Below are 22,442 nucleotides of genomic sequence, written 5' to 3'. Positions count from 1 at the left end.
CAACAAAAAATTCTGTTTTTTTTCTTAAAAATAAGCAATACTTCTTTCTGAATAAATCGTGGTAAAACCTATGGTTAAAATAAGGCCTTTCCTTAAATGGGCAGGTAGTAAATATAACTGCCTAGAAAAGATTATTCCCTTTCTTCCTCCGGGTAAACGCTTAATTGAGCCCTTCGCTGGTTCAGGCGTTGTGTTTATGAATACGCATTATTCCTCCCACCTGTTGGCAGAAAGCAATCAAGATTTAATTTATCTTTTCACTACATTGCAACAGCAAGGAAGTGCATTTATTAAGCTCTGTGAAGCCTATTTCAGTCCAGAATTCAATCAGAAAGAAAAATATTATCAAATAAGATCTGATTTTAATGAATCGGCTCATTCACCACAAAAATCAGCTTCTTTTCTTTACCTAAACCGGCACGGTTACAATGGATTATGCCGATATAATTCTAAAGGGTTTTATAATGTTCCATTTGGCCTATACAACAAACCCTATTTTCCCCAGAAGGAAATGCAGCTTTTTCATCAGAAGAGCCAACATGCGGAGTTCATCCATCAAGACTTTAGAAAAACATTTGAAAACGCCGAACGCGGTGATGTCATTTATTGTGATCCACCTTATGTACTTCTTTCAGAGAAATCACACCATTTGCCCTACACTAAAAAACTGTTTACTACAGAAGATCAAATAGAACTCACTGAGCTGGCTAAAGAAACAGCAGCAAAAGGGATTCCTGTCATTCTGTCCAATCACGACACGGAATTTACTCGATACCATTATAGAAAAGCAGAAATCAAGAGCTTCCCAGTATCACGTTTTATTAATTGCCAAGGCTCACTACGTCGGCCAGTAATCGAGTTAATCGCCATATTTAGCTAATAATTACATGAAGGCTAGGCGGCTTTGTAGCCTGGTGGCTTGCAACCAGGATTAATAATCGACAACACCTGGTTGCAAGCAACCAGGCTACAATTTAATTAGTTGGATGGTCTTTATGATCTTTGATAAAGAACGCAAGAATCGTGACGAGTAATAATGAAAGAGGCAATATAGATAAAGCAACCTGATAATCTACCACAGTATAGATATGCTCCCCTTCAACAATACCACTATCACCAAAAGTATCCAGCAATTTACCAACTAGTGGTTGGAAAACGACCCCACCAAGGGTGACTATCATATTGGTTGCCGCAAATACCGTACCTGATAATTGAGCACCAGTACATTCTTTGGCCATGATAAATACAATAATTTCCGTGGCGCTGAATACACCATACAAAAACAAGAAAACATTCAAACTAAAATAAGATAAACCAGGCCAGTACAAGACAATGCTAATACAAATCAAGGCAAAAATTGCCCCTAAAACCAAAGGCAACAAACGTCTTCCCGTACGATCCGATAAGTAACCTGCTATAGGAGCACCAACTGCCCAACCTAAAAAAACGGCGGAAACTGTTTTCGCTGCTTCAACTTTAGTCAAACCATGTGCTTGCTCTAAATAAGTCTTTCCCCACAACTCACCAAATACGGACAAAGAAGTATACAAACAAGCACCGACAAAACCGATAACCCAAACCTCTGGAGCCATTAATACTTTAAGAACATTTTGAAAGAACTCTGGCAAAGGATGTTTATTCGGCTGATGCCCTTCAGGTCCATCACGAACCACAATAAACATCAAGACACTCAAACCGGCGCCTACAATTGCTATCGAAAATAATACCTGTTCCCAGCCCATGCTCTCAGACCATTCAGTAATCTTCACTTCACCATAGACCAAGCCTAACATTCCCAAGGTTGTCATCAGACCTGCGACTAAAGAAAAGTAACGTCTGGGTAACCAATGTAATGCAAGAGACAAAACCCCCACAAAAGCAAACGAAGAACCAAAACCCACTAGAAAACGTCCTGCCCCAACCAAAAACATGGATGAGGTCAGGGTAAACATCCAAGAACCAACCGTACAACAGATACAGGCAAAAGTTAAAAGCCTTCTGGGGCCAAATCGATCCATCAGCATGCCAACAGGCATTTGCATAGGTGAGTATGCAAAATAGTATAAGGCAGATATCTGACCAAAAGTGGTCGCAGAAATATGCCCCAAGGCAATGCTTAACTCGGTCTGCAAAACACCGGGGATAATGCGTAAGATAAACTCATAGCAATAAAAAATAGCCCCAACAAAGCAGATAAACATACCACAAAGCAACTGTTTCCTTGAAACGATATCATTTAGGTGCATGAGCGTGAGTTTCCCTTAAAAAGAATGTTAATAAAGCCGCAATAAGCATGCTAAGCGGTATAAAAGCAAGTGCAATGCGGTAGTCCGTCATGTTGTATAACTTATTAACATTATCCACAACCAAAGCTGAAGATACTGAAGCACCACTTCGTAAGGAATAACTGAAATCTAATAAATGTCCTACTAAAGGTTGCAATAACATGCCACCGAGCATGACGATCATATTAGTAAACGCCATCGCGGTACCTGCTGCTTCTCCAGGACTCAACTCTCTTCCAACTGCAAATACGATTGCTTGGGCACTATAGAATAACCCTAAGAAAAACATGAGTATTTGCACGTTCGTTTCCGTCAGGCCAGGGAAATAGAGAATAACCAGCATCAGAACCGTTGCAATGCTAGCACCTAAAAACATCGGTAGCTTTCTGCGCGCTATTCGGTCAGAAAAATAGCCCATCAGTGGCGCACCTACAGTAAAACCTAAGAAAAGAAGTGAGTTCGCTAAACCAGCATCATGCGCTGATAACCCATGAGCATGTCTTAGATATGGGATACCCCATAATTCAGCAAAAACAGTTGTCGGTAGATAGACCATGCAACCATACAATCCGTTAATCCATATCTGTCTATTACTGATGATGATACTTAAATCGACTAAACCTGTTTTAAAGTCAGAAACGGTACCACTTTGTCTGTGTCGACCTTTTTTATCGTGAATTCCTAACCATAAAAGAAAGGTTAATACAATTCCAAAAAAAGCTGTGATGTTTAAGGTTTTAATCCATCCAAATCGAACAACAAATATTTCTAAAAAATTATCGCCGAGCATGGCGCCAACAGTTCCTAATGCCGAAGTGATACCAGAAACCATAGCGAGCTTATTTTCAGGTAGCCAAATGGTAGCGAGTTTTAATACCCCCACAAATGCAAATGCAGAACCTAATCCAACTAAAAAACGTCCTGAAGCGGCAACCCAAAAAGAGGTTGTTCCTGTGAATAAAAAAGTTCCAATAACACAGACCATACACGCAAAGGTTAACAATCTTCGTGGACCATATCGGTCCATCATTATCCCTACAGGTAATTGCATAGGAACATATGCATAATAATATATAGATGAAACGTGCCCAAATCCTGTGGCTGATAAATTAAAATGCTCGCGTAGAGCAGTTTCCATCGCACTAGGTGCTATTCGAAGCAAATATTCGTAACTGTAAAACAAAGCTCCAAGACCACAAATAAGCCATCCAATTAATGCGTAATTTCTACGGTTTTCAGAAAGCAAGGCAATCTCCTTAATATTTGTAAAGCAAGGGTATGCACTGTCCCAAATTTCAACAGTTACACCTCTTATCTTTATAATTTACCTATTGTTACCCTGAATGTAATCAGGCAGAGCTCATCCGGCATATTGCTACACCTTGAGGTACCTTATTGCCAAGCAGGATGCTACTTTTATTCTAAATTACTACTCATTTGATTTGCGCCACTTGCTATTGCAGCTTGAGCTACAGCAGCAGGAACTCGTTCTCTTAAACGAGGATCTATGGGCTTGGGAATAATGTAGTTCGGGCCAAACTCCCAATGCGTAACACCTGGGTAATTATCCTTTACTACCTGGGGAACGGGCTCATGCACCAGTTGACGAATTGCTTCAACTGCAGCAATTTGCATTGATTGATTTATACACTTGGCACGTACATCCAACGCGCCACGAAAAATATATGGGAAACATAATACATTATTAACCTGATTAGGATAATCACTGCGTCCAGTCGCAATAACAATATCATCACGTACTTCAAAAGCCACTTCGGGTCTAATTTCCGGATCAGGGTTTGATAAAGCAAAAATAACAGGGTTAGGTGCCATTAATCTCAATAAATCAGCATCTAATAAATCAGGCTTGGCAACACCAATAAACACATCAGCATCAACCAGTGCATCTGCTAGGGTCCGGCATTCAGTAGTACGCGCAAAAGCAAACTTATAAGCATTGAGATCAGCACGTCCTGAATGAATAACGCCTTTAGTATCTAGAAGCAACATATTTTCTTTATGAGCACCTAAAGCAACAAGTAACCGCATAGAAGCAATTCCTGCTGCACCAGCACCTATACATACGATTTTTGCTTCAGATAATTTCTTTTGTTGTAACTCAAGCGCATTAAGCAACGCCGCCGCAACAACAATAGCCGTGCCATGCTGGTCATCATGAAATACAGGAATATTCAATTGTTCAATTAAAGCCTGCTCGATTTCAAAACATTCAGGGGCCTTAAGATCTTCCAGATTAATCCCACCAAAAGTAGGGGCAATACGTTTTGCGGTAGCAATAAAAGCTTGCGGATCATGAGCATCAATTTCTATATCAAATACATCAATACCTGCAAAACGCTTGAATAAAACGGCTTTACCTTCCATAACCGGCTTACTGGCGAGAGGTCCAAGATCTCCCAAACCTAATACCGCAGTGCCATTAGTCATTACAGCGACTAAATTTCCTTTATTCGTGTAACGATAAGCATCTTCGGGGTTTTCTGCGATTGCAATCACTGGGGCTGCAACGCCTGGCGTATAAGCCAGAGACAAATCACTCTGAGAGTCAGTTGATTTGGTAACATGAACACCAAGTTTTCCAGGGCTTGGAAACTCGTGATAATCTAATGCGCACTGCTTTAAAACTTCATTATCCAAAGTACTCACCCTCTCATAAAACAAAACTTAAGTTAAGTAAGGCCTAAATCCTACCAACCACGAGCAATTCATTACTCATCCAAAGTGTCACAGACACACAAACATCTGACTATAAAACTCTTAAAGCAATTTTAAGAGAAAAGCCATAAAATGATGAGGATTGAGACATGAATCGAACGACAAGAACCTACAAGCACCGCAAATTAGCACTGCAGGAGCAATCTGTCAATAAGCTATACTTCGAGTGAAGTATATATAAATAGGGCGCAAAAAATTGCGCCCTGATTTCTATTATTCTTTCGTTTGCGCAGAGCGCTGACTGTAACGATCGCGGAACTTCTGCACGCGTCCACCAGTATCTACCAATTTTTGCTTACCGGTATAAAAAGGATGGCATTGTGAACATACTTCAATGTTCAAATCTTTACATAAGGTTGAACGAGTTTCAAATTGCTCGCCACAACTGCATGTAACTTTTACTGTTTTATATTCTGGATGAATTGATGCCTTCATAATACTACTCTCTATAATAATGAGTATCGCCACCTGAACCCACGGTCAAGCACCATACTCGACAAATGACGCAAAACAATAGCAGAAAAACTTCTGTAAAGCAATTTTTATAAAAATAGGAATAAAACTATAGTTATGATGCTTGCTTCTTATTAGCCCTAATAGCACACTGTCTACTATTAATTTATAGACTATAATTTGTATATATTTCGCTCATATGGCAATTATTATGGTAGTAAAATACAAGCCTTTTGACGAATTGGAACCTGAAGTTCAATTACAACTCGGTAAGAGATATCGAGAAAGTCAAATAGATTTTGATAATTCATCCATAGTTCAAAGTGCCACAAGAGTCCTTAAGAGTCTAAAGATTCATAATTTTACCTCAATAATGGTAGGCCCAGATCGAGCGGGCCAAAGTTTTAATTTGGCAAATCAATTAAAAGAAAAAAAGATCGATTTTTCTATAACCGAACCACGTTATGTGTTTTTTTCTTTACCTACAAAATTTGGAGAACATTCAGTTGCGGTAGTAATCGATAAAGCAAATAAAAAAGTGCATATAATGGATTCCTTGGGAGAGGATTACGCAGAAGCAAAAGATCAAATTTCTAAATGCATTGAGCAAGGAGTTTTAAATGGCTACAAAATAACTTGTGCTTCTGGAGTTCAGCAAAAGGATAAAATAAGCTGTGGTGTACATAGTTCTGCAAATATTATTGGAGTAATAACTGGCGAGATACAACCTGAAGATGGGCATAAATTACCTGATCGCTCTGAAGAAGAGGTCATTAAGTTAACTGGCTTATTGAGCATGGCAAATGATGATGAAGCAGCCGACAAACAACAAAATGCAAAGGAATCTTCAATTGCGTATCATCAAAAAGCTGCTTTAAAAGCTGTATTGTTAAAACAAAAGCAAACAAAAGATGTACGTGAATTTCTAAATGCATTAAATCAAGAAATCCCGCCTGACAGTGAATTTATGCAAAGACCTTTGCACGAATTTTTAAAAGATTTTGAAAAAAATTTTCCACGCAACACATTAAATGCCGAATTTAAAAAACCGAAATTTACTGATTTAATAAAGAAATATCCTCCTTTAGATGGAAAATTACGCCATTTATTGGAGAATGAAATTACTGCTTTTTTTCACAAAAAAACTAACCTAGAAAAACTGCAAGATTTTTTTAGGCGAAAACCCTCTCCCTTTATTCTTAGGAAAGAAGCTGCAGAGAAAGAGGCAAGGAAACAAATTGAGGTCGAAATAAGCAGAGCAGATGCAATCCTTAAAGAAAAAGGAGAAGAGGAAAAAGATAAAGTTCGTCTCAAAACGTTAAACGAAGTAGCTATCGAATGTAAAAAAAAAGGAACTAATAATTTTCCTTGCTTAGAAGTCATTAAAAATCTAATAGAAAATAAAAAAACTTATATTGAAACAGGCTACGAATATATAAAAAACGATCCCACCCAACCTCGTTTATTATCCATTAATGGCATAGAACTTCATATTGATCCTTATGCCCCTCTTAATCACGATTATTCTCATGTTAGTTTAATACACGGTTTAAATGGAATTATTGACTCATTCATTTCCCAATATGAAAGAGCAAAAAAAGCAGACCTATTATACGAATGGAGCGGCAATTTCTCAGGTAATTGTCTTGATGGAAGACTAGAATGTGCTTCCAAATTTTTACAAGTAAGAGATCAACCAAAAATGTCACTGCATGATGGAATGCAAGTTTTTTTATCGGAGTATGCCAAAGACTTTGCAGAGGAAAAATACATACCGAAAATTAGGACCTGGGGCGATCTTGATGAGCTTTATTTGGAATATCAAACTGCTTTAGAAAAAGTCAACGCAGGCCAAACCCATCAAATGACACTTTCCCATTTTAAAGAACTATTCTCAGCGGAAAATAAAGACGATTTAGAAAGGGACATTTCTAAATTAGGAAAAGCCAAAAGAAATCTCCGAGCCACCACCACTTGCGGCTGACGAACGTGAGGAAGTACATTCACAGAATCCTCATAGATAACCATGAATTACTCTATTCATCATTTCCTGCCCTATTTTATGCAATATTTTTATCAATTTGTAACAAATTTACAATGATTGGTCTACGCTTATAAAAACTAATGAATTTAGAGGAGTGAACATGAAAAAATTGGAATTGTATAAGCTTGAAACACCAAATGACCTTGATATCAGAGATCGTCGTAAAATTGCTGAGGCGGTTAATCCACTTATAGCGGACACCTTTGCTTTATTCGTTAAAACCAAGAATTTCCATTGGCATATGACGGGATCACACTATCGTGACTATCATCTGTTGTTAGATGAACACAGCGAACAAATTTTTGCAATGGTTGATGTGTTAGCCGAACGTGTGCGCAAATTAGGGGAACAAACGATCCATTCTATTGGACAGATCAAACAATTGCAGACACTTCGAGATGTCAACGAATCCCTTTCTGCAGATGATATGCTGCAAAATCTACTAGATGATAATAAAGCTTTTCTAAAAAACTTACGGAAAGTTCATGAAGTGTGTAGCAAAAGAAATGATTTTGCCACAACAAGTGTCCTAGAAACTTATATCGATGAAACAGAACGACGCGTTTGGTTTTTATTTGAAACGTTACAAAATAAGTAATGAAAACAAAGTAAAAAACCATAGAACGCTTTTGTAGCCTGAGTAAAGACGAAGCCGTAACTCAGGCTACATTTAACTCACATGCAAATCCAATTCAACCCAAACTGGCGCATGATCAGACGGCCTTTCTGCTTTGCGTGGCTCCTTATCAATCACGGATTGTTTGCACAATGCATTGAGTGGCGTACTCAACAAAACATGATCGATACGCAAGCCCCTGTTACGTCTAAAAGCAGCAGCACGATAATCCCACCAACTAAAAACCTGTTCGTCTTGTATAAAACTTCTAAAGCTATCATGCAATCCCAGGTATAATAATTGCGTAAATGCTTCTCGTTCAGCAGGACTTACTAACACTGAGCCTATCCATTCAGCAGGATCATGAACATCGCGATCCTCGGGAGCAATATTAAAATCGCCTACGACTGCCAGATTAGGAAAAACACTCATTTGTTGTTGAATAAATGCTGTAACTTGTTGCAACCAATTCAGCTTATATTGATATTTATCCGAAGTTAGCTCTGAACCATTAGGAACATATAAATTGATTAAACGGATACCCGCAACAGTAACTGCTAAAATACGTCGTTGTGGATCTTCAAAACCAGGGACATCAGTTACAATATCAGAGAGAGGATAACGGCTGATCACCGCAACCCCGTTATAGGTCTTTTGTCCTGAAAATATGACATAGTATCCTTTATCCGTAAACGCAGTCGCAGGAAAATTTTCATCAAGCAATTTTGTTTCTTGTAAGGCAAGAACATCGACCCCAGTAGAGTCAAGCCATTCCAATACTTGCTCTAGTCGTATCTTCAATGAATTCACATTCCAACTTGCCAATTTAAGCACACCAATCTCCTTTGTATTCAATTAACAAAGGAGCATGATCGGACAAGCGTGCTTCGCGAAAAATTCGGGTGTCCACTACGTGCTCTGTAAGACCAGGAGTAACTACTTGATAATCAATTCTCCATCCTACATTTTTTTCCCATGCACGGGCTCTATAAGACCACCAGGTATATTGCTCTTCTTCTTGATTATGCACACGAAATGCATCAACAAACCCCATTGTCCCAAACAACTCATCCATCCAAGCTCGTTCTTCGGGTAAAAATCCTGAGTTTTTTTGATTTCCGCGCCAATTTTTTAAATCGACTTTTTTATGGGCAATATTATAATCACCACATACAATTAGCTCCCGCCCCTCATTTTTTAATCGCATTAAATGCTCAGCGAATTGCTCAAGGAAATGATACTTCACCGCTTGGCGCTCATCACCACTTGTTCCTGACGGTAAGTAAAGCGAGACAATACTGAATTTAGGATAATCAAATTGAATATATCGCCCTTCATTATCACAATAGTCAAAGCCCATACCTTTAACAATACGCTCCGGCTTGTGTCGAGCATAAATTGCCACCCCGCTATATCCTTTTTTTTGCGCAGAATAATAGTCGCAAAAATAATCGCGCGGATAGTACAATTCTTCCGGAATTAATTGCTCAGGTTGTGCTTTCGTTTCCTGAATACAAACAAAATCAGCATTTTGCGTTACAAGCCACTCATAAAATCCATTTCGTGCTGCTGAACGGATACCATTGGCATTAAAACTAATTACTTTCATGTTTTTCACTCAATTTTATTGCAGCTCGAGCCAAACGCTCGCCTAAATGTTTGGCTAAATTGATTTCATCTTCGCTCAAAGGCCGATCATTTGCCACACCAGAAACATGGGTCACTCCATAGGGTGTTCCACCACTCACAGTATCATTTAAAGACGGCACAGAATAAGGGATTCCCAACAAGACCATGCCATGATGCATCAAGGGTAGCATCATACTTAATAAAGTAGTTTCCTGACCTCCATGCATACTAGCAGAAGAAGAAAAAACGCAAGCGGGTTTATCCACTAAATCGCCTGCCAACCATAAAGAGGAAGTACCATCCAGAAAATATTTCAAAGGAGAAGCCATATTGCCAAAACGAGTCGGACTTCCTAAAGCAAGTCCATGGCAATAGCGTAAATCATCCAAAGTAGCGTATGGTGCCCCATTATCTGGGATCGTCTTATCTACCGATTCACAAGTTGTAGATACAGGAGGTACCGTTCTTAATCGTGCTTCAATCCCCACAACACGCTCTACACCACGTGCAATGTATTGTGCTAATTGAGCTACAGAACCGGTACGTGAGTAATATAAAACCAAAATATAAGGATCAGACATCAAAACAGCTCCGTACACTTCAAAAAAACAATAGTATGAGCTTGCTCACGATAACTCAACTGGTTTTTCTCGTTTAAAATTTAAATTCATACTTTAGTGGCCCTTCTAACTTCATTTCAATAAATTTAATCCGCCGATACAAAGAGCCCCCTTGTGCAGGTTTTAATGACCTTAAATCAGCGACAATGTCATCAACGGACTCATAATAGTTATTAACCGACATATTCGCGATAATTTTACTTACAGCACTAACATGATTTCTATGCCAATGCCCTGAAATGACTCGCCCAATAAATGAACCAAAGAAACAACTTTCTTTGGTGTAGTCTATAAGCAATGCTTTAATTTTTCTGTAATTAGAGTCCCCGCCGACCTTATTCCAATTCTTAGTATAAGAATCAGGAAAATCTATAGTAGATTTTGAACGATTAAAAAAAGAGTATGCTTTTACTCCGCCACACGAAAAAAGAGAATGAGAACGAGAATTGACTGAACTAACCGCAGAACCATCTTCGATAAGATCAAAATCTTCACTTATTATTGTAGCAATAGAATGTGAATCATATGACATTTTTTTCTCCTCCGTGAGAGCAGCTGTTTTTAGTCACATCTCAAAATTCCAGATGAATCAGCAAGGGAATTGTTGTAATAATTTTCCTTAATTATTTGACAACGTTTTTCATAACAAACAAATAAAAGCATACCTTAATTTTTAGGACAAAGGCGACTATTTTGAATAATTACTTATTTTTAATGGGATTGAAAATAGATCCTAGATATTTGTAGCCTGGGTGAAGGCGAAACCGTAGCCCGGGATATGAAACCCGGGTTAGGGCTTCGCCTTCACCCAGGCTACAGATTAAAGAATATAACGAGCCAAATCATCATCCGCGACAATTTGTCCGAGATTTTTGTCGACATAAGCTTTATCAACATGGACTGATTCGCCTGATTTATCTGTAGCCTCAAACGAAACAACTTCCAATAATCGCTCCATCACCGTGTAAAGTCTACGCGCACCAATATTTTCTGTACGCTCATTTACTTGCCATGCAACTTCAGCAATGCGTCTAATTCCCGTTTCATCAAAAGTCAACGTTAACCCTTCAGTCGACATCAAAGCACTGTATTGCAAGGTCAACGATGCATTAGGCTCAGTAAGAATACGGACAAAATCATCTACAGAAAGAGCTGACAACTCAACACGAATAGGTAATCGACCTTGTAATTCAGCAATCAAATCAGATGGCTTGGCTACATGGAACGCTCCCGATGCAATAAATAAAATATGATCAGAACGAATCATGCCATATTTAGTTGTAACCGTAGTTCCTTCAACCAAAGGTAATAAATCGCGTTGTACCCCTTCACGTGAAACATCACCACCGCCGCCATTTTCAGCGCGTCGCGCGACTTTATCCAACTCATCAATAAAGACTATACCATTTTGCTCTACATTTTCTATAGCACGGATCTTAATATCATCTTCATTAATTAACTTGGCAGCCTCTTCTTCACGTAAAATTTTCATTGCCTTAGCGATACTCATCTTGCGTGTTTTGGTTCTATGAGTCCCCACTTGTTGGAACATCGATTGTAATTGACTCGTCATTTCTTCCATGCCTGGAGGAGCCATAATTTCGATTCCCATAGGCGTTGCAGAAATTTCAATCTCGATTTCATTGTCATCGAGAATTCCTTCACGCAATTGTTTGCGGAAAACCTGTCTGGTAGTGCTGTCCTTTTCGCTAGGAGTTAAGCTACCACGTGCGGGCGGTAGTAATACATCAAGAACTCGTTCCTCAGCTGCATCTTCAGCCAAATGCTCCACCTTCTTCATCGCAAATTCACGCTCTTGTTTTATCGCAATATCTGCTAAATCACGTAAAATGCTATCTACATCACGTCCGACATATCCCACTTCGGTAAATTTTGTAGCTTCTACCTTAATAAATGGTGCACGCGCCAACTTAGCCAAACGTCGGGCAATTTCGGTTTTACCCACACCAGTTGGTCCAATCATAAGAATATTTTTGGGCATGATTTCATTGCGCAAAGCCGCATCTTTAATGTTCATGCGTCGCCAACGATTACGTAATGCAATAGCAACCGCTCTTTTTGCATCATCCTGGCCAATAATATATTTATCTAATTCCTGGACAATTTCACGAGGCGTCATCACCTCTCGGATACTCTCATGAAGAGTCATCATTTTACTGTTTTCCGTTGCCATGATTTAATTCTTCTATAGTTAAATTGTTATTGGTATAAATACAGATATCCCCTGCGATAGTTAATGCTTTACGTACTATTTCCATAGCGGATAATTTTGTATTTTCCATCAGTGCTCGTGCAGCAGCTTGCGCAAAAGGTCCTCCCGAACCAATAGCAATTAAGCTCTCTTCTGGCTCGATCACATCGCCATTACCTGTAATAATTAAGGAAGATTTGATGTCTGCTACAGCAAGAACCGCTTCGAGGCGACGCAACATTCTGTCTGTTCGCCAATCTTTAGCAAGCTCAACTGCTGCACGAACTAAATGACCTTGATGCATTTCCAGCTTACTCTCAAAACGCTCAAAAAGAGTAAACGCATCCGCAGTACCGCCAGCAAAGCCAGCAATAATTTGATCTTTGTAGAGACGCCGCACCTTACGTGCATTACCCTTCATCACGGTATTACCTAAAGTTACCTGGCCATCACCGCCGATAACCACCTGATTTCCGCGTCTTACTGAAAGTATGGTTGTCCCACGAAATTGTTCCAAAATTAAATCCTCAAATCAAACCGGAATAACATACATGGGGATGATAAACAAAAAAACAAGGGGTTTCATAATGAATAAATTCTAACTATTTTATGCTGGGACTGTGGTTTTCATAGAGACGGTAGCCTGGGTGCAGAGCAGCGTAACCCGGAGTTACGAAGCACGATTTTCTGCCCCGGGTTACGGCTACGCCTTCACCCAGGCTACAATGATTTACTAAGCAACATTTGATCAGATTAAAAAAGACACGCCATGAGATAAGTTCTCTAACCCTAAGTGTTGTGCAATGCTTTGCCCCACATCAGCAAAGGTATCTCTACGTCCAATAAAACGTCCTTTAAGGCTTGGTCCATAGACTAAAACTGGAATATGTTCCCTTGTATGATCTGAACCAGGGAGCGTAGGATCACATCCATGATCGGCTGCAATAACAATGAGATCATCGGGATTTAATACAGCGTCAAGCTCAGGAAGACGTGCATCAAACTCCTCAAGAGCGCGTGCATAACCTGTTACATCACGTCGATGACCGAATGAAGAATCAAAATCTACAAAATTAGTAAAAACCAAACTTCCTGCAGGAGCGGTTTTCATTGCAGCTAAAGTGGCATCAAATAGAGCCATATTCCCATCAGCCTTGATGGTTTGCGTTATCCCCTGATGCGCATAAATATCAGCAATTTTTCCTAGGGCGATTACTTCTCGTCCTGCTTCTTTTAAATAATCAAGTAATGTTTTTTCTGGAGGTAGGGTAGCATAATCCTTGCGATTTGCAGTTCGTTTAAATGCTCCTGGTTGGCCTATAAATGGACGAGCAATCACACGACCAATCTGATAGTCATCAACTAAAGTGCGAGCAATTTCACAGATATCATACAAACGCTGTAAACCAAAATATTCTTCATGAGCTGCGATTTGAAATACACTGTCCGCAGAGGTATATACTATCGGTTTACCACTGCGTATGTGTTCCTCACCTAATTCCTCGAGGATTGTAGTTCCAGATGCATGCTTCTCACCAAGTACTCCTGGTAAACCCGTGCGTTGAATAAATGTATCAATTAATTCTTTAGGGAAACAAAAAGGTTGCTCTGGAAAATAACCCCATTCAAATGTCACTGGAACTCCAGCTAATTCCCAATGCCCGCTCGGAGTATCTTTGCCTAAACTCTGCTCAACTGCATAGCCATAATAACCGACAGGGTCAGGAAAAGTGGATAACTCAACAAAGCGCAACCCACTACTGGCTAAGGCAGCATGATAAAGCCCTAATTGCGCAAGATGTGGTAAAGTTAACGGACCTTGGCGCACCCCTGTTTTGTCGCACTCGCCACGCTCACAGGCTTGATGAATATGCACAAAAGTATTAGCACCTGCATCACCATAGCGAGGCGCATCCAAACTGGCGCCTATGCCAAAAGAATCCATGAGTAATATACAAACTCTCCCCGTCATCTTAATCCTTAATATGTTGGCAATGTGTTTCTTTTAAACCGAAAAGCATGAGAAAAGCAATTAATAAGCCTATAGGTAAAATAATTGCAGCATATTGATACGCACTAAGTAGATAAACAGGAGTTCCGTCAACCATGTGCATACCACCATGATTTGTCAGTAAATAACTAAACAGATTTTGATATACAATATAACCGCCCTGAGTCAATATCGAAATAACACTAACAGCAGTTGCAGTCATTGCTGGCGGACTACTTTCAGCAACCAAAGCATAACTAATCACTTGTGCAGAAGTAAAAAAACCAAGCAAGAAAAATAAAAATGCCATCACACTATAAGAAACTGGAAGGTAAAGTACTGCAAGCAAAGTCAATAAGGAAGCAATCACACCCATTTTCATAGGCATAATGCGTAACCCCATCTTATCAGATATCCAACCCACCAACGGCGAGCCAATGATCGCACCTAGAAATAACATGCCATTGACCATAGATGCTTGCGCAGAATTAATGTCTAAGCGCTCGACCAAATATAAAGTACCCATCATGGCACCAAATACAGCAATGGCCATGTTCATTAAACTGGCATAAAATGCAGCCCGGATATATTGGGTATTAAAATAGGCTTTCTTAGCAGCTGCAATCACATTAATTGGTTGAGCCACTGGTTTTATTGCGTTTTTAGGTCTTTCTTTTATCCAAAAAAACATCAAAACCAACATGACAAAACCAAGGATTCCTACGTTTTGTACTGCTTGACGCCACCCAACCAAAATAACTAATTGGGTTAAAGGATACTGAGCCAACATGCCTCCAGCCATTGCCATAGTGACTATAGCGCCAGTTACTAGCGCCATCCGCTTTGGAGGAAACCAATGAGATGCCAAACGCACTGGACCCAAGAAACAAAATGCACTGCCAATGCCCGTAATAAACCGACACAATAAGGCCATATAAAAAGAATGAGAGTATGCCAAAAGAAACGTACTGGCGACACATAAAGACATAGCAACTAGCAATGTATTTTTAATCGAAAAGCGGTCAAGAACCATGCCAGCAACAAAAAGAAATAACACATTGGAAAGATAGTAAATACTGGATAACCAAGCCATCTTATCCGCTTGAATCTGATAATCCTGCATAATGTTTGCCGCGATGGATGCAAACATATTCCCCTGAATAAATTCATAAAAGAAAAATAAAGTTGCAGCAAAACACACTATCCAAGGTAATAATGACGACTTAAAAGCATTATATCCTTGAAACTCATCAACCATTTGCATTTTTTACTCCTCAGCTTTATCGCTTGCAATATGTTTCGCGGGTTATCAAAACGGCTATCAAAGCTGCAATCGTAGTTATTGGAAATATCCACATCGCATATTGAAAATCAGCCACAGAATACGTAGTGACTGCAGCACCAGCATGTTGCGCGATTAACCAACCAAATAGAACTTGTCCTACGCCACCGCCGCCCATAATAATTACCGAGGCAATACCTGTTGCCGCCCCGGTATTTTCAGCAGAATTACTTTCAGCAACCAATGGATAGGAAATAACTTGTGTGCTTGTAAAAAAGCCTAAGGCAAAAAAGATAATGCTTAGAGTAAGTTGTGATAAGGCAATATCCAAGAATAAAGGAATGACGGTGATGAGTGTCGCAATAGCTCCTGCTATCATTAACGGTTTACGACGTCCTTGGGAATCAGACAACCATCCAGCCAATGGACAACCAATAACGCTTCCCATAAAAATCAGACTCACAACATTACTCGCTGACATTTCTGGTAAATGATGCACCACTTGCAAATAGCTAGCCCCCCATAAAGCGCATAAAACCATAATGGGCAGATTCAGAAACGAGGTATAAAATCCAGCTAACCAATTTTGAGAGTTAGATAATGCCTTAATAAATCCAGAAATGACTTGTCCCTGATTGGTATTCATTTTCATTGGCGAATCTGCAGGCTTATCGCTTACCACCCAGTAAATCCAAAGTAGTAATACAGCACCAACTGCACCATCAATTAATAATGCCTTACGCCATCCAAATAACTCATAGAGGTAAGCAAAAGGAGTATGAGCCATCATGCCACCAACAAAAGCCATAGTCACTAAAGAGCCTATGACAAGCGCTTGTCTTCTCGGTGGAAACCAATGCGATACCAACACGACACAGGATAAAAAGCAAAATGCATTACCTATTCCAGAGAGAAAATGGCAAAACGAGGCCAGAATGAATGAGTTGGTTAGTGCAAAGCCTACAGTACCCAGCACACAAACAAACATCGCACTTAAAATAACGGTTCGCGTAGAAAAACGATCGAGGATAATCCCTGCAGGAAGAAGGAATAGAATATCCGCCCACAAATAAGCACTGGACATCCAACTTAATTGAGTTGCATCAATACCGAAATCATCTCGTAAAGGCTGATTAATTACATCAAAAATATTGAGCTGGAAGAATTCATATAAAAAAAATAAGCCGGCTGACAGACACACAACCCAAGCCATTAAGTCACCGCGAGGTACGAAGGTACTTGAATTCACTGTAATAGATTGTGACACAGTTACTCCTTATGGCTTAAAAATTGCGCCCGATTATATCAAAACTCTAAATAAATTGGTATCTTTATTGAACAAACTTAGAACGTACGCGCCATAAAGAAAAAACTCATATAAAGTAATCATATTTTTCTAGGATTCTGCTTGTGCTGGACAAGAGTCCTTTGCAGAAACTGGAATACGCATCAAGAAATACGGCTTATCCCCCGCATAAACACGTTGAACTAGAACCATCTTGTTGAATAAATCAGGAGAAATTTTATGGGTCTCACTGGGCTCAATTGCTAAGTAATTTTCTCGATTATTGCGCAACAAACTACACAACTTTTTATGACTTAAAGCAAATTTTGCTCTACCAGCCGAGTAAAACTGCGCTGAAAAGTCTGCTTTATAATCCCAATAAATAAGGTAGCTTCCCGCAACCGGATGTTGCTTTAACCAAACGGCAACTACAGATTTTTGGGTTTTGGATACGGCTTGAGGCATTGCATTAAAGGCAAGGGTTGCTACCAAAAAAATTACCCCGATCACCATGGATAGCCCAATTATGAGTTGCTTTGCTTTTGCTATAGCACCAACACGGTTCCAATATTCGACAAAGAACAATGAAAAGGCAGGAGTACTAGGAAAAACATAGGTGTAAATAATGTTGCTGGAAAATGTAAAAAAGAATAAAGGAACTACCGTACACAGAAAGAAATAACTCAACCACCCATCATTATCTATAAATACCTTGCGCACATTATGTCGGTATTTAACAAACCAGGTAAGTCCTAAAAGACACCAGGGAAAAATGCCACTTGCAGCATAAATCCAAATCATGCCCCAAGGCTGTTTATGCGCATAACCGTATTTATCACCTGACCATCCTGGCTTTAAAAATCGATTAAAATTCTCACCAACTATAAAATAATTTAAAAAGCCAGGGGTACGGAGCTCTGCCCAAATATACCAGGGAAGCGCAATGGCAAGCATTAACAAGATGCCTTTGATCCAAGGCAATCTTTGCCACAAATTACGCCATTCATTGCGTAATAAAACCCAAAAAAAGATAGGCAATCCGGATAACACTACAGCCACTGGGCCTTTTGCTAATAGTCCTAACCCCAGACCTATAAAAAAAACATAAGACCAACGCGTACTGCTATCAACCACTGCATGCCAAAATGCAACCAAGACCAAAGTAATGCAAAAGACCAAAGAGGGGTCCGTCATCACAGTTCCTGCATCAAGGAAAAAATATAAAGTTCCCGCAAGAACTAAAGTGGTAATCATGGCAATAAAAGACCCACTGTGTCTTTTAGCTAAATCCCAAACAAGCCATAGCGTTGCCAAAGATAAGAGCAACCCAGGTAAGCGAACCGCAAATTCATTAACCCCAAAAAGCTGCATTGAAAAAGCAGAAAGCCAGGTAGACAAAGGCGGTTTCGCCCAGAAAGGGACGCCATAATCGTGTAATGGAGTAACCCAGTTCCCCGTTTCCAACATCTTACGGGCAATCTCGGCATAACGCGACTCGGAAACATCATTTAACGGAATAAGGCACATCGAAATGATTCGACAGACAAGCAGAAAAATTAATGCGAATACTGCATTATTAAAAAATTGTTGTTGCAACTGTTTATCGCTTTCGATATTCAAAACAAACCTCTTTAAAAGAACGTCCTATAACAGGCAGGTAATGTGCGCAAAATATATACAAAACCAAGTCTCATATAGTTTCACCACGATTACATTAATTAAGCAATTAATAAAAATGACAGAAATATTACTCATTATTTAAATTAATACAATTTTTTTATGTTTTTCGATAAAAAATAGTTCGATTTTTAACTAAAAAAAGTGGTTAACATAATGAATTTTCACATATTTTCATATAAAGAATAAATTGTATAATGAAAATACATGACGCGCGGTTTACTTTAGTTTACACTGAGACCTTGTAAGAAGATCTTACATTATCTATCCATTGGACATTTGGAGACTAACATGACGTTTGTATTAAAGGACCTAAGTGAATTAAGAAAACATTTTGACGATACCGTTGATATTATATTAAAACGTGAAACTAAAGGAAAAATTGAAGATCTTACTAAAAACCCCCAAAGAAAAGTTGAACTTCAATTTCTTTCCTCAATACTTGCTAAAGTAGAAGAACAAGCAAAAGAAAAAAATGCCAACCTAGTATATCTACAGACCGTTTTTTATGGCGCGATGTATACCGTAATCCAAGACATCGAAAATAATCGCTCAGCGTGGGAATCATCCGGATTACTCAGCAATCGCCTAAAAGACTTAATTGGAATTGATGCTGATGCTAAAGCAGAAGACAAACCTGACTTATATCAAGTTTCTAAATTCCATACCGCACTCAACAAATTTATGAATCAGGTTTTTATAGCTGATGATTCTCGTAACGGTTTTGCAAAAGGACATATGTTGGCTGCTGTCCCAACAGAGACCTTAGACAAGTTGATGCAAACCTCTTATAAACAAGAGCAGGATGCTCAAAAAGCAATTGTTGCTTCGTTTACCGCTGATGGACAAGGCGTTCCTGTGCTTGCTGAGTACAAGCCAGTTAAAAAATCTCCAGCTTCTGCAACCGTTCGCTTTGGTGGCTGGGATAAACTGAATGCGGATCTTGATCAATTAATCAAGGACGAACTTGCTGATAAAAATGTACACAAGATTGAAAAGCTATCAAGTGAGCGTATTGCTCAGTTTCATTTGCTGAACGCGACTAGAGAAACACTCAAAACCTCTGCACTCACTGAATCCGAAAAGGTGGCTACTCTCGCAGGAATAATGCATCTCATCCGTAGGCAAATCAAGGACGTTTGCGACGCATCATATCTTAAGAAAAAAGAAAATTCCGTTGTTTTCAAGGGATTAAGTAAAATCCTTGCCGCAGATGAAGTCACGCCACAAGATACTGAAGCCTTGATTACATCCGCCACTCAATTTGCACAATTTATGACAGTTGGCCCAAAAACAGAGGGCAAAAAAGCAATTCGAGGCAATCATATATTTTCAGCAATCGCTGGCTTTGATTTAAAAGCTACTTTTAATTTACTCATTGATATGATCTTCGCGTGTCGCACAGACTCATTAAAAATAGTCGTTGAAGACTTTAAAAAGGAAACTAAAGGACCTGAAAAAGCGTCTAAAAGTTACCTTGGTGGTATCGCCTCTACTTTAGCATCTTTAGGTGGTCTCTATGCCAAGAAAGAAGATGAAGAAGACGAAGATGAAGATGAGGTACTGGAACATAAGTCTGCTCCTGTAAAAACCTAGCCTTTACTCTTTAAGTGAAGGCTCCTAAGATAAGGTGACTGAATTATTCTTATTTCATCACCTTATCTTTATAAATATTTTAGTCGCTGCGTCACTTCAGATAAGCCATTTAGGTTAATTTTTTGTTACAATGCCATCTTTCTTGAATTTGTTTGTACCCTATACCAATGAAAATTAAATTTATTCTTAAAGAAATATCACTCATTTTAATGCTTGTAGTGATGAGTCAAAATATCAGTTTTGCATTTGAACCGAGTTTTTCCGAAGATGCTGTTAACAAAAGCGACAACATTATCAGCTCAGAAAATCAATCTCTGGAAGAGCACCAGCAGAAGAACAAAGAGCTTAGGAAAAAACGACCTGTAGTCTCCAAAAAAATGCTGTCCATTACCATTGATGATCTACCCTTTGTTGGTGAATATCGAAACTTTCACTTGAACATGATGATCAATACCATGGCCAAGGAACAAGTTCCCGCTACAGGATTTATTATCGCCAGAGAAGTCCGCAAAGATAACTGGGAAATACTCCAAAAATTTCGCGATGCCGGTTTCGGATTAGGTAACCACACCCTCTCTCATGCCAATTTAAATAAAATGAGTACTCAGGAGTACATTCAAGAAATAAAAAAAGCAGACCATATTTTGCATCCGGTGATGACTGAGCCTAAATATTTTCGTTATCCCTATTTGGCGATGAGTTCTGGACAAAAAAAAGAAGACATACTGTGTTATCTTGCACAAAAAAATTACCATGTTGCACCCATTACCATAGATTCCAAAGACTTCGTCTTTAATCAACGTTTGTTATCCGTACCGGAGCTCAATAGACGTGCTTATCTCGATGAATTGAAATCTTTTTATCTTGATTTTATTTGGCAACAAACGCTTCGCGCCGAAGAGAACAATCAATTTCACAATAAAGAGCGAGCACAAATTTTATTGATTCATGCGAATTTGCTTAATGCCTATGTTTTGCCTGATATTATCAATTTGTATAAGCAAAAGGGCTATACGTTTGTCACTTTAGAAGATGCATTAAAAACCTTTAAATATCCAATCCAATGCAGCAGACACTCTGTTCTCGCTCAAAACAAAAAAAGGCCTCAGCCACAAAAAACGAAACGTGATGCAAATATAGAGACCTTTGTTGAATGGGATTAGGAGAAAAGCCCCCATAAACTTTATTCCAGAGGTAAGGCAATTGCTGCGCTTTTTGATAATCAAAAAGCAGCCTGGGTGAAGGCAAAGCCGTAACCCGGATTGCAGATAAAAAATCAGGCATCCCTCTCCCGGGTTCCGCTTCGCTGCACCTAGGCTACAATTTATCAGGCACCAGTTGAGGGCATTTTGGCCAAGAAAGTAGCATTGCAACAGACTTTCATTCAGGAGTGTTGCAGGAACCATTCTACACGTATTACACTTTTCATTCGCTTTCACCTAAACTAATAGATAATGGACTTACTCTAGTTATAAGGGACTGATACTCATGTTAGTTAAAAAGGCTGCTTTTACCTTAATTGAGCTGTTGGTGACCTTACTGGTACTTTGCGTTGCTTTGGTCATAGCGCTTCCAGCCTTAAGTAATATGCTTATGAACAGTCGTCTAACCTCTTATACGGATATGCTAGTGAATGCACTGAATTACGCACGTAACCATGCCCTTAATGAATCAATGAATGTCATGGTTTGCCCGTTTGGCGCAGTACAATCGACCACTTGTGGCGGGAATTGGAGCGCTGGCTGGATAGTGGTAACCCAGCCTGCGATAGGAACCAGTATCTTATTACAAAGCCAACAATTTTCTCCCTCAGATCCCACCCTTTCAGGAAATGTTGTGAGTGTGAGTTTTGATTCTCATGGTATAACCTCCACCCCAAGTAATTTCAAATTTTGTGATAGTCGAGGTGGAACATTTGCACGCTCCGTGGAAGTGTTGGCAACCGGATTTGTCCAGTCTGGTGCAACACCTGGGCAAGCTGTTTGGGACAACAGCGCACTGGCATGCCCTTAATGGA

At 39.3% G+C, this 22,442-nt stretch carries 20 protein-coding genes; 6 read left to right on the top strand and 14 right to left on the bottom strand.

Annotation, left to right across the window (positions count from 1 at the left end; genetic code table 11):
* Positions 1 to 70: 70 nt before the first annotated feature.
* Positions 71 to 880, top strand: a complete 810-nt coding sequence (locus Lste_RS01720) for a DNA adenine methylase (RefSeq protein ID WP_058509362.1) — start codon at positions 71 to 73, stop codon at positions 878 to 880.
* Between the two features lie 94 nt (positions 881 to 974).
* Here the strand turns inward: Lste_RS01720 and Lste_RS01715 are convergent, their stop codons facing one another.
* From Lste_RS01715 to rpmE, 4 genes are all read right to left on the bottom strand, one after another.
* Complete coding sequence (locus Lste_RS01715) at positions 975 to 2,246, bottom strand: MFS transporter (protein ID WP_058509361.1); 1,272 nt, start codon at positions 2,244 to 2,246, stop codon at positions 975 to 977.
* Complete coding sequence (locus tag Lste_RS01710) at positions 2,233 to 3,531, bottom strand: MFS transporter (RefSeq protein ID WP_058509360.1); 1,299 nt, start codon at positions 3,529 to 3,531, stop codon at positions 2,233 to 2,235. Before Lste_RS01710 ends, Lste_RS01715 begins: the two co-directional genes overlap by 14 nt.
* A 170-nt stretch (positions 3,532 to 3,701) precedes the next feature.
* Positions 3,702 to 4,943, bottom strand: coding sequence for a malic enzyme-like NAD(P)-binding protein (locus tag Lste_RS01705; protein ID WP_058509510.1), 1,242 nt, complete (start codon positions 4,941 to 4,943; stop codon positions 3,702 to 3,704).
* Positions 4,944 to 5,234: 291 nt separating this feature from the next.
* Complete coding sequence (gene rpmE, locus Lste_RS01700; RefSeq protein ID WP_058509359.1) at positions 5,235 to 5,456, bottom strand: 50S ribosomal protein L31; 222 nt, start codon at positions 5,454 to 5,456, stop codon at positions 5,235 to 5,237.
* Positions 5,457 to 5,685: 229 nt separating this feature from the next.
* Here rpmE and Lste_RS01695 point away from each other — a divergent pair, with 229 nt between their 5' ends.
* Positions 5,686 to 7,458 (top strand): Ulp1 family isopeptidase, encoded by a 1,773-nt coding sequence (locus Lste_RS01695; RefSeq protein ID WP_058509358.1) that lies wholly within the window; start codon positions 5,686 to 5,688, stop codon positions 7,456 to 7,458.
* 160 nt (positions 7,459 to 7,618) lie between these two features.
* Positions 7,619 to 8,116 (top strand): Dps family protein, encoded by a 498-nt coding sequence (locus Lste_RS01690; protein ID WP_058509357.1) that lies wholly within the window; start codon positions 7,619 to 7,621, stop codon positions 8,114 to 8,116.
* A gap of 72 nt (positions 8,117 to 8,188) precedes the next feature.
* On the opposite strand, the gene xth is transcribed toward Lste_RS01690, so the two are convergent.
* From xth to Lste_RS01640, 10 genes are all read right to left on the bottom strand, one after another.
* Entirely contained in the window at positions 8,189 to 8,968 is a 780-nt protein-coding gene (gene xth / locus Lste_RS01685; protein WP_058509356.1) for an exodeoxyribonuclease III, read from the bottom strand.
* A complete protein-coding gene (locus Lste_RS01680; RefSeq protein WP_058509355.1) occupies positions 8,961 to 9,743 on the bottom strand; it encodes an exodeoxyribonuclease III in 783 nt (260 codons plus the stop codon). The genes xth and Lste_RS01680 overlap by 8 nt, the downstream gene beginning before the upstream one ends.
* Positions 9,730 to 10,344, bottom strand: a complete 615-nt coding sequence (wrbA, locus tag Lste_RS01675; protein WP_058509354.1) for an NAD(P)H:quinone oxidoreductase — start codon at positions 10,342 to 10,344, stop codon at positions 9,730 to 9,732. Before wrbA ends, Lste_RS01680 begins: the two co-directional genes overlap by 14 nt.
* 73 nt (positions 10,345 to 10,417) lie before the next feature.
* Positions 10,418 to 10,915 carry a DUF5617 domain-containing protein gene (locus Lste_RS01670; RefSeq protein WP_058509353.1) on the bottom strand — a complete coding sequence of 166 codons (498 nt, stop codon included), beginning with the start codon at positions 10,913 to 10,915 and terminating at the stop codon, positions 10,418 to 10,420.
* 288 nt (positions 10,916 to 11,203) lie between these two features.
* Positions 11,204 to 12,577, bottom strand: a complete 1,374-nt coding sequence (gene hslU, locus Lste_RS01665) for an ATP-dependent protease ATPase subunit HslU (RefSeq protein ID WP_193393375.1) — start codon at positions 12,575 to 12,577, stop codon at positions 11,204 to 11,206.
* On the bottom strand, positions 12,558 to 13,112 hold the full coding sequence (hslV, locus tag Lste_RS01660) for an ATP-dependent protease subunit HslV (protein ID WP_058509352.1): 555 nt from the start codon (positions 13,110 to 13,112) through the stop codon (positions 12,558 to 12,560). Before hslV ends, hslU begins: the two co-directional genes overlap by 20 nt.
* A gap of 231 nt (positions 13,113 to 13,343) precedes the next feature.
* Positions 13,344 to 14,567 (bottom strand): phosphopentomutase, encoded by a 1,224-nt coding sequence (locus Lste_RS01655; protein WP_058509351.1) that lies wholly within the window; start codon positions 14,565 to 14,567, stop codon positions 13,344 to 13,346.
* A gap of 1 nt (position 14,568) precedes the next feature.
* Positions 14,569 to 15,849 carry an MFS transporter gene (locus tag Lste_RS01650; protein ID WP_058509350.1) on the bottom strand — a complete coding sequence of 427 codons (1,281 nt, stop codon included), beginning with the start codon at positions 15,847 to 15,849 and terminating at the stop codon, positions 14,569 to 14,571.
* A gap of 16 nt (positions 15,850 to 15,865) precedes the next feature.
* Positions 15,866 to 17,134, bottom strand: a complete 1,269-nt coding sequence (locus tag Lste_RS01645; protein ID WP_058509349.1) for an MFS transporter — start codon at positions 17,132 to 17,134, stop codon at positions 15,866 to 15,868.
* 129 nt (positions 17,135 to 17,263) lie between these two features.
* Entirely contained in the window at positions 17,264 to 18,772 is a 1,509-nt protein-coding gene (locus Lste_RS01640) for an ArnT family glycosyltransferase (RefSeq protein ID WP_058509348.1), read from the bottom strand.
* Between the two features lie 348 nt (positions 18,773 to 19,120).
* On the opposite strand from Lste_RS01640, the gene Lste_RS01635 reads away from it, so the two are divergent.
* The 3 genes from Lste_RS01635 (at position 19,121) to Lste_RS01625 (ending at position 22,438) form a co-directional block, all read left to right on the top strand.
* Positions 19,121 to 20,425, top strand: coding sequence for a hypothetical protein (locus Lste_RS01635; protein WP_058509347.1), 1,305 nt, complete (start codon positions 19,121 to 19,123; stop codon positions 20,423 to 20,425).
* Between the two features lie 167 nt (positions 20,426 to 20,592).
* The gene (locus tag Lste_RS01630) at positions 20,593 to 21,588 is read left to right on the top strand and encodes a polysaccharide deacetylase family protein (RefSeq protein WP_058509346.1); all 996 of its coding nucleotides are present in this window, start codon (positions 20,593 to 20,595) and stop codon (positions 21,586 to 21,588) included.
* A 325-nt stretch (positions 21,589 to 21,913) separates the two neighbouring features.
* Complete coding sequence (locus tag Lste_RS01625; protein ID WP_058509345.1) at positions 21,914 to 22,438, top strand: GspH/FimT family protein; 525 nt, start codon at positions 21,914 to 21,916, stop codon at positions 22,436 to 22,438.
* Positions 22,439 to 22,442 lie beyond the last annotated feature (4 nt).

Origin of the sequence: Legionella steelei, assembly GCF_001468005.1 — a bacterium.
GTDB classification, from domain to species: domain Bacteria; phylum Pseudomonadota; class Gammaproteobacteria; order Legionellales; family Legionellaceae; genus Legionella; species Legionella steelei.
Note: the sequence above shows the minus strand (reverse complement) of the source record. Positions and strands in the feature narration are given on the sequence as shown.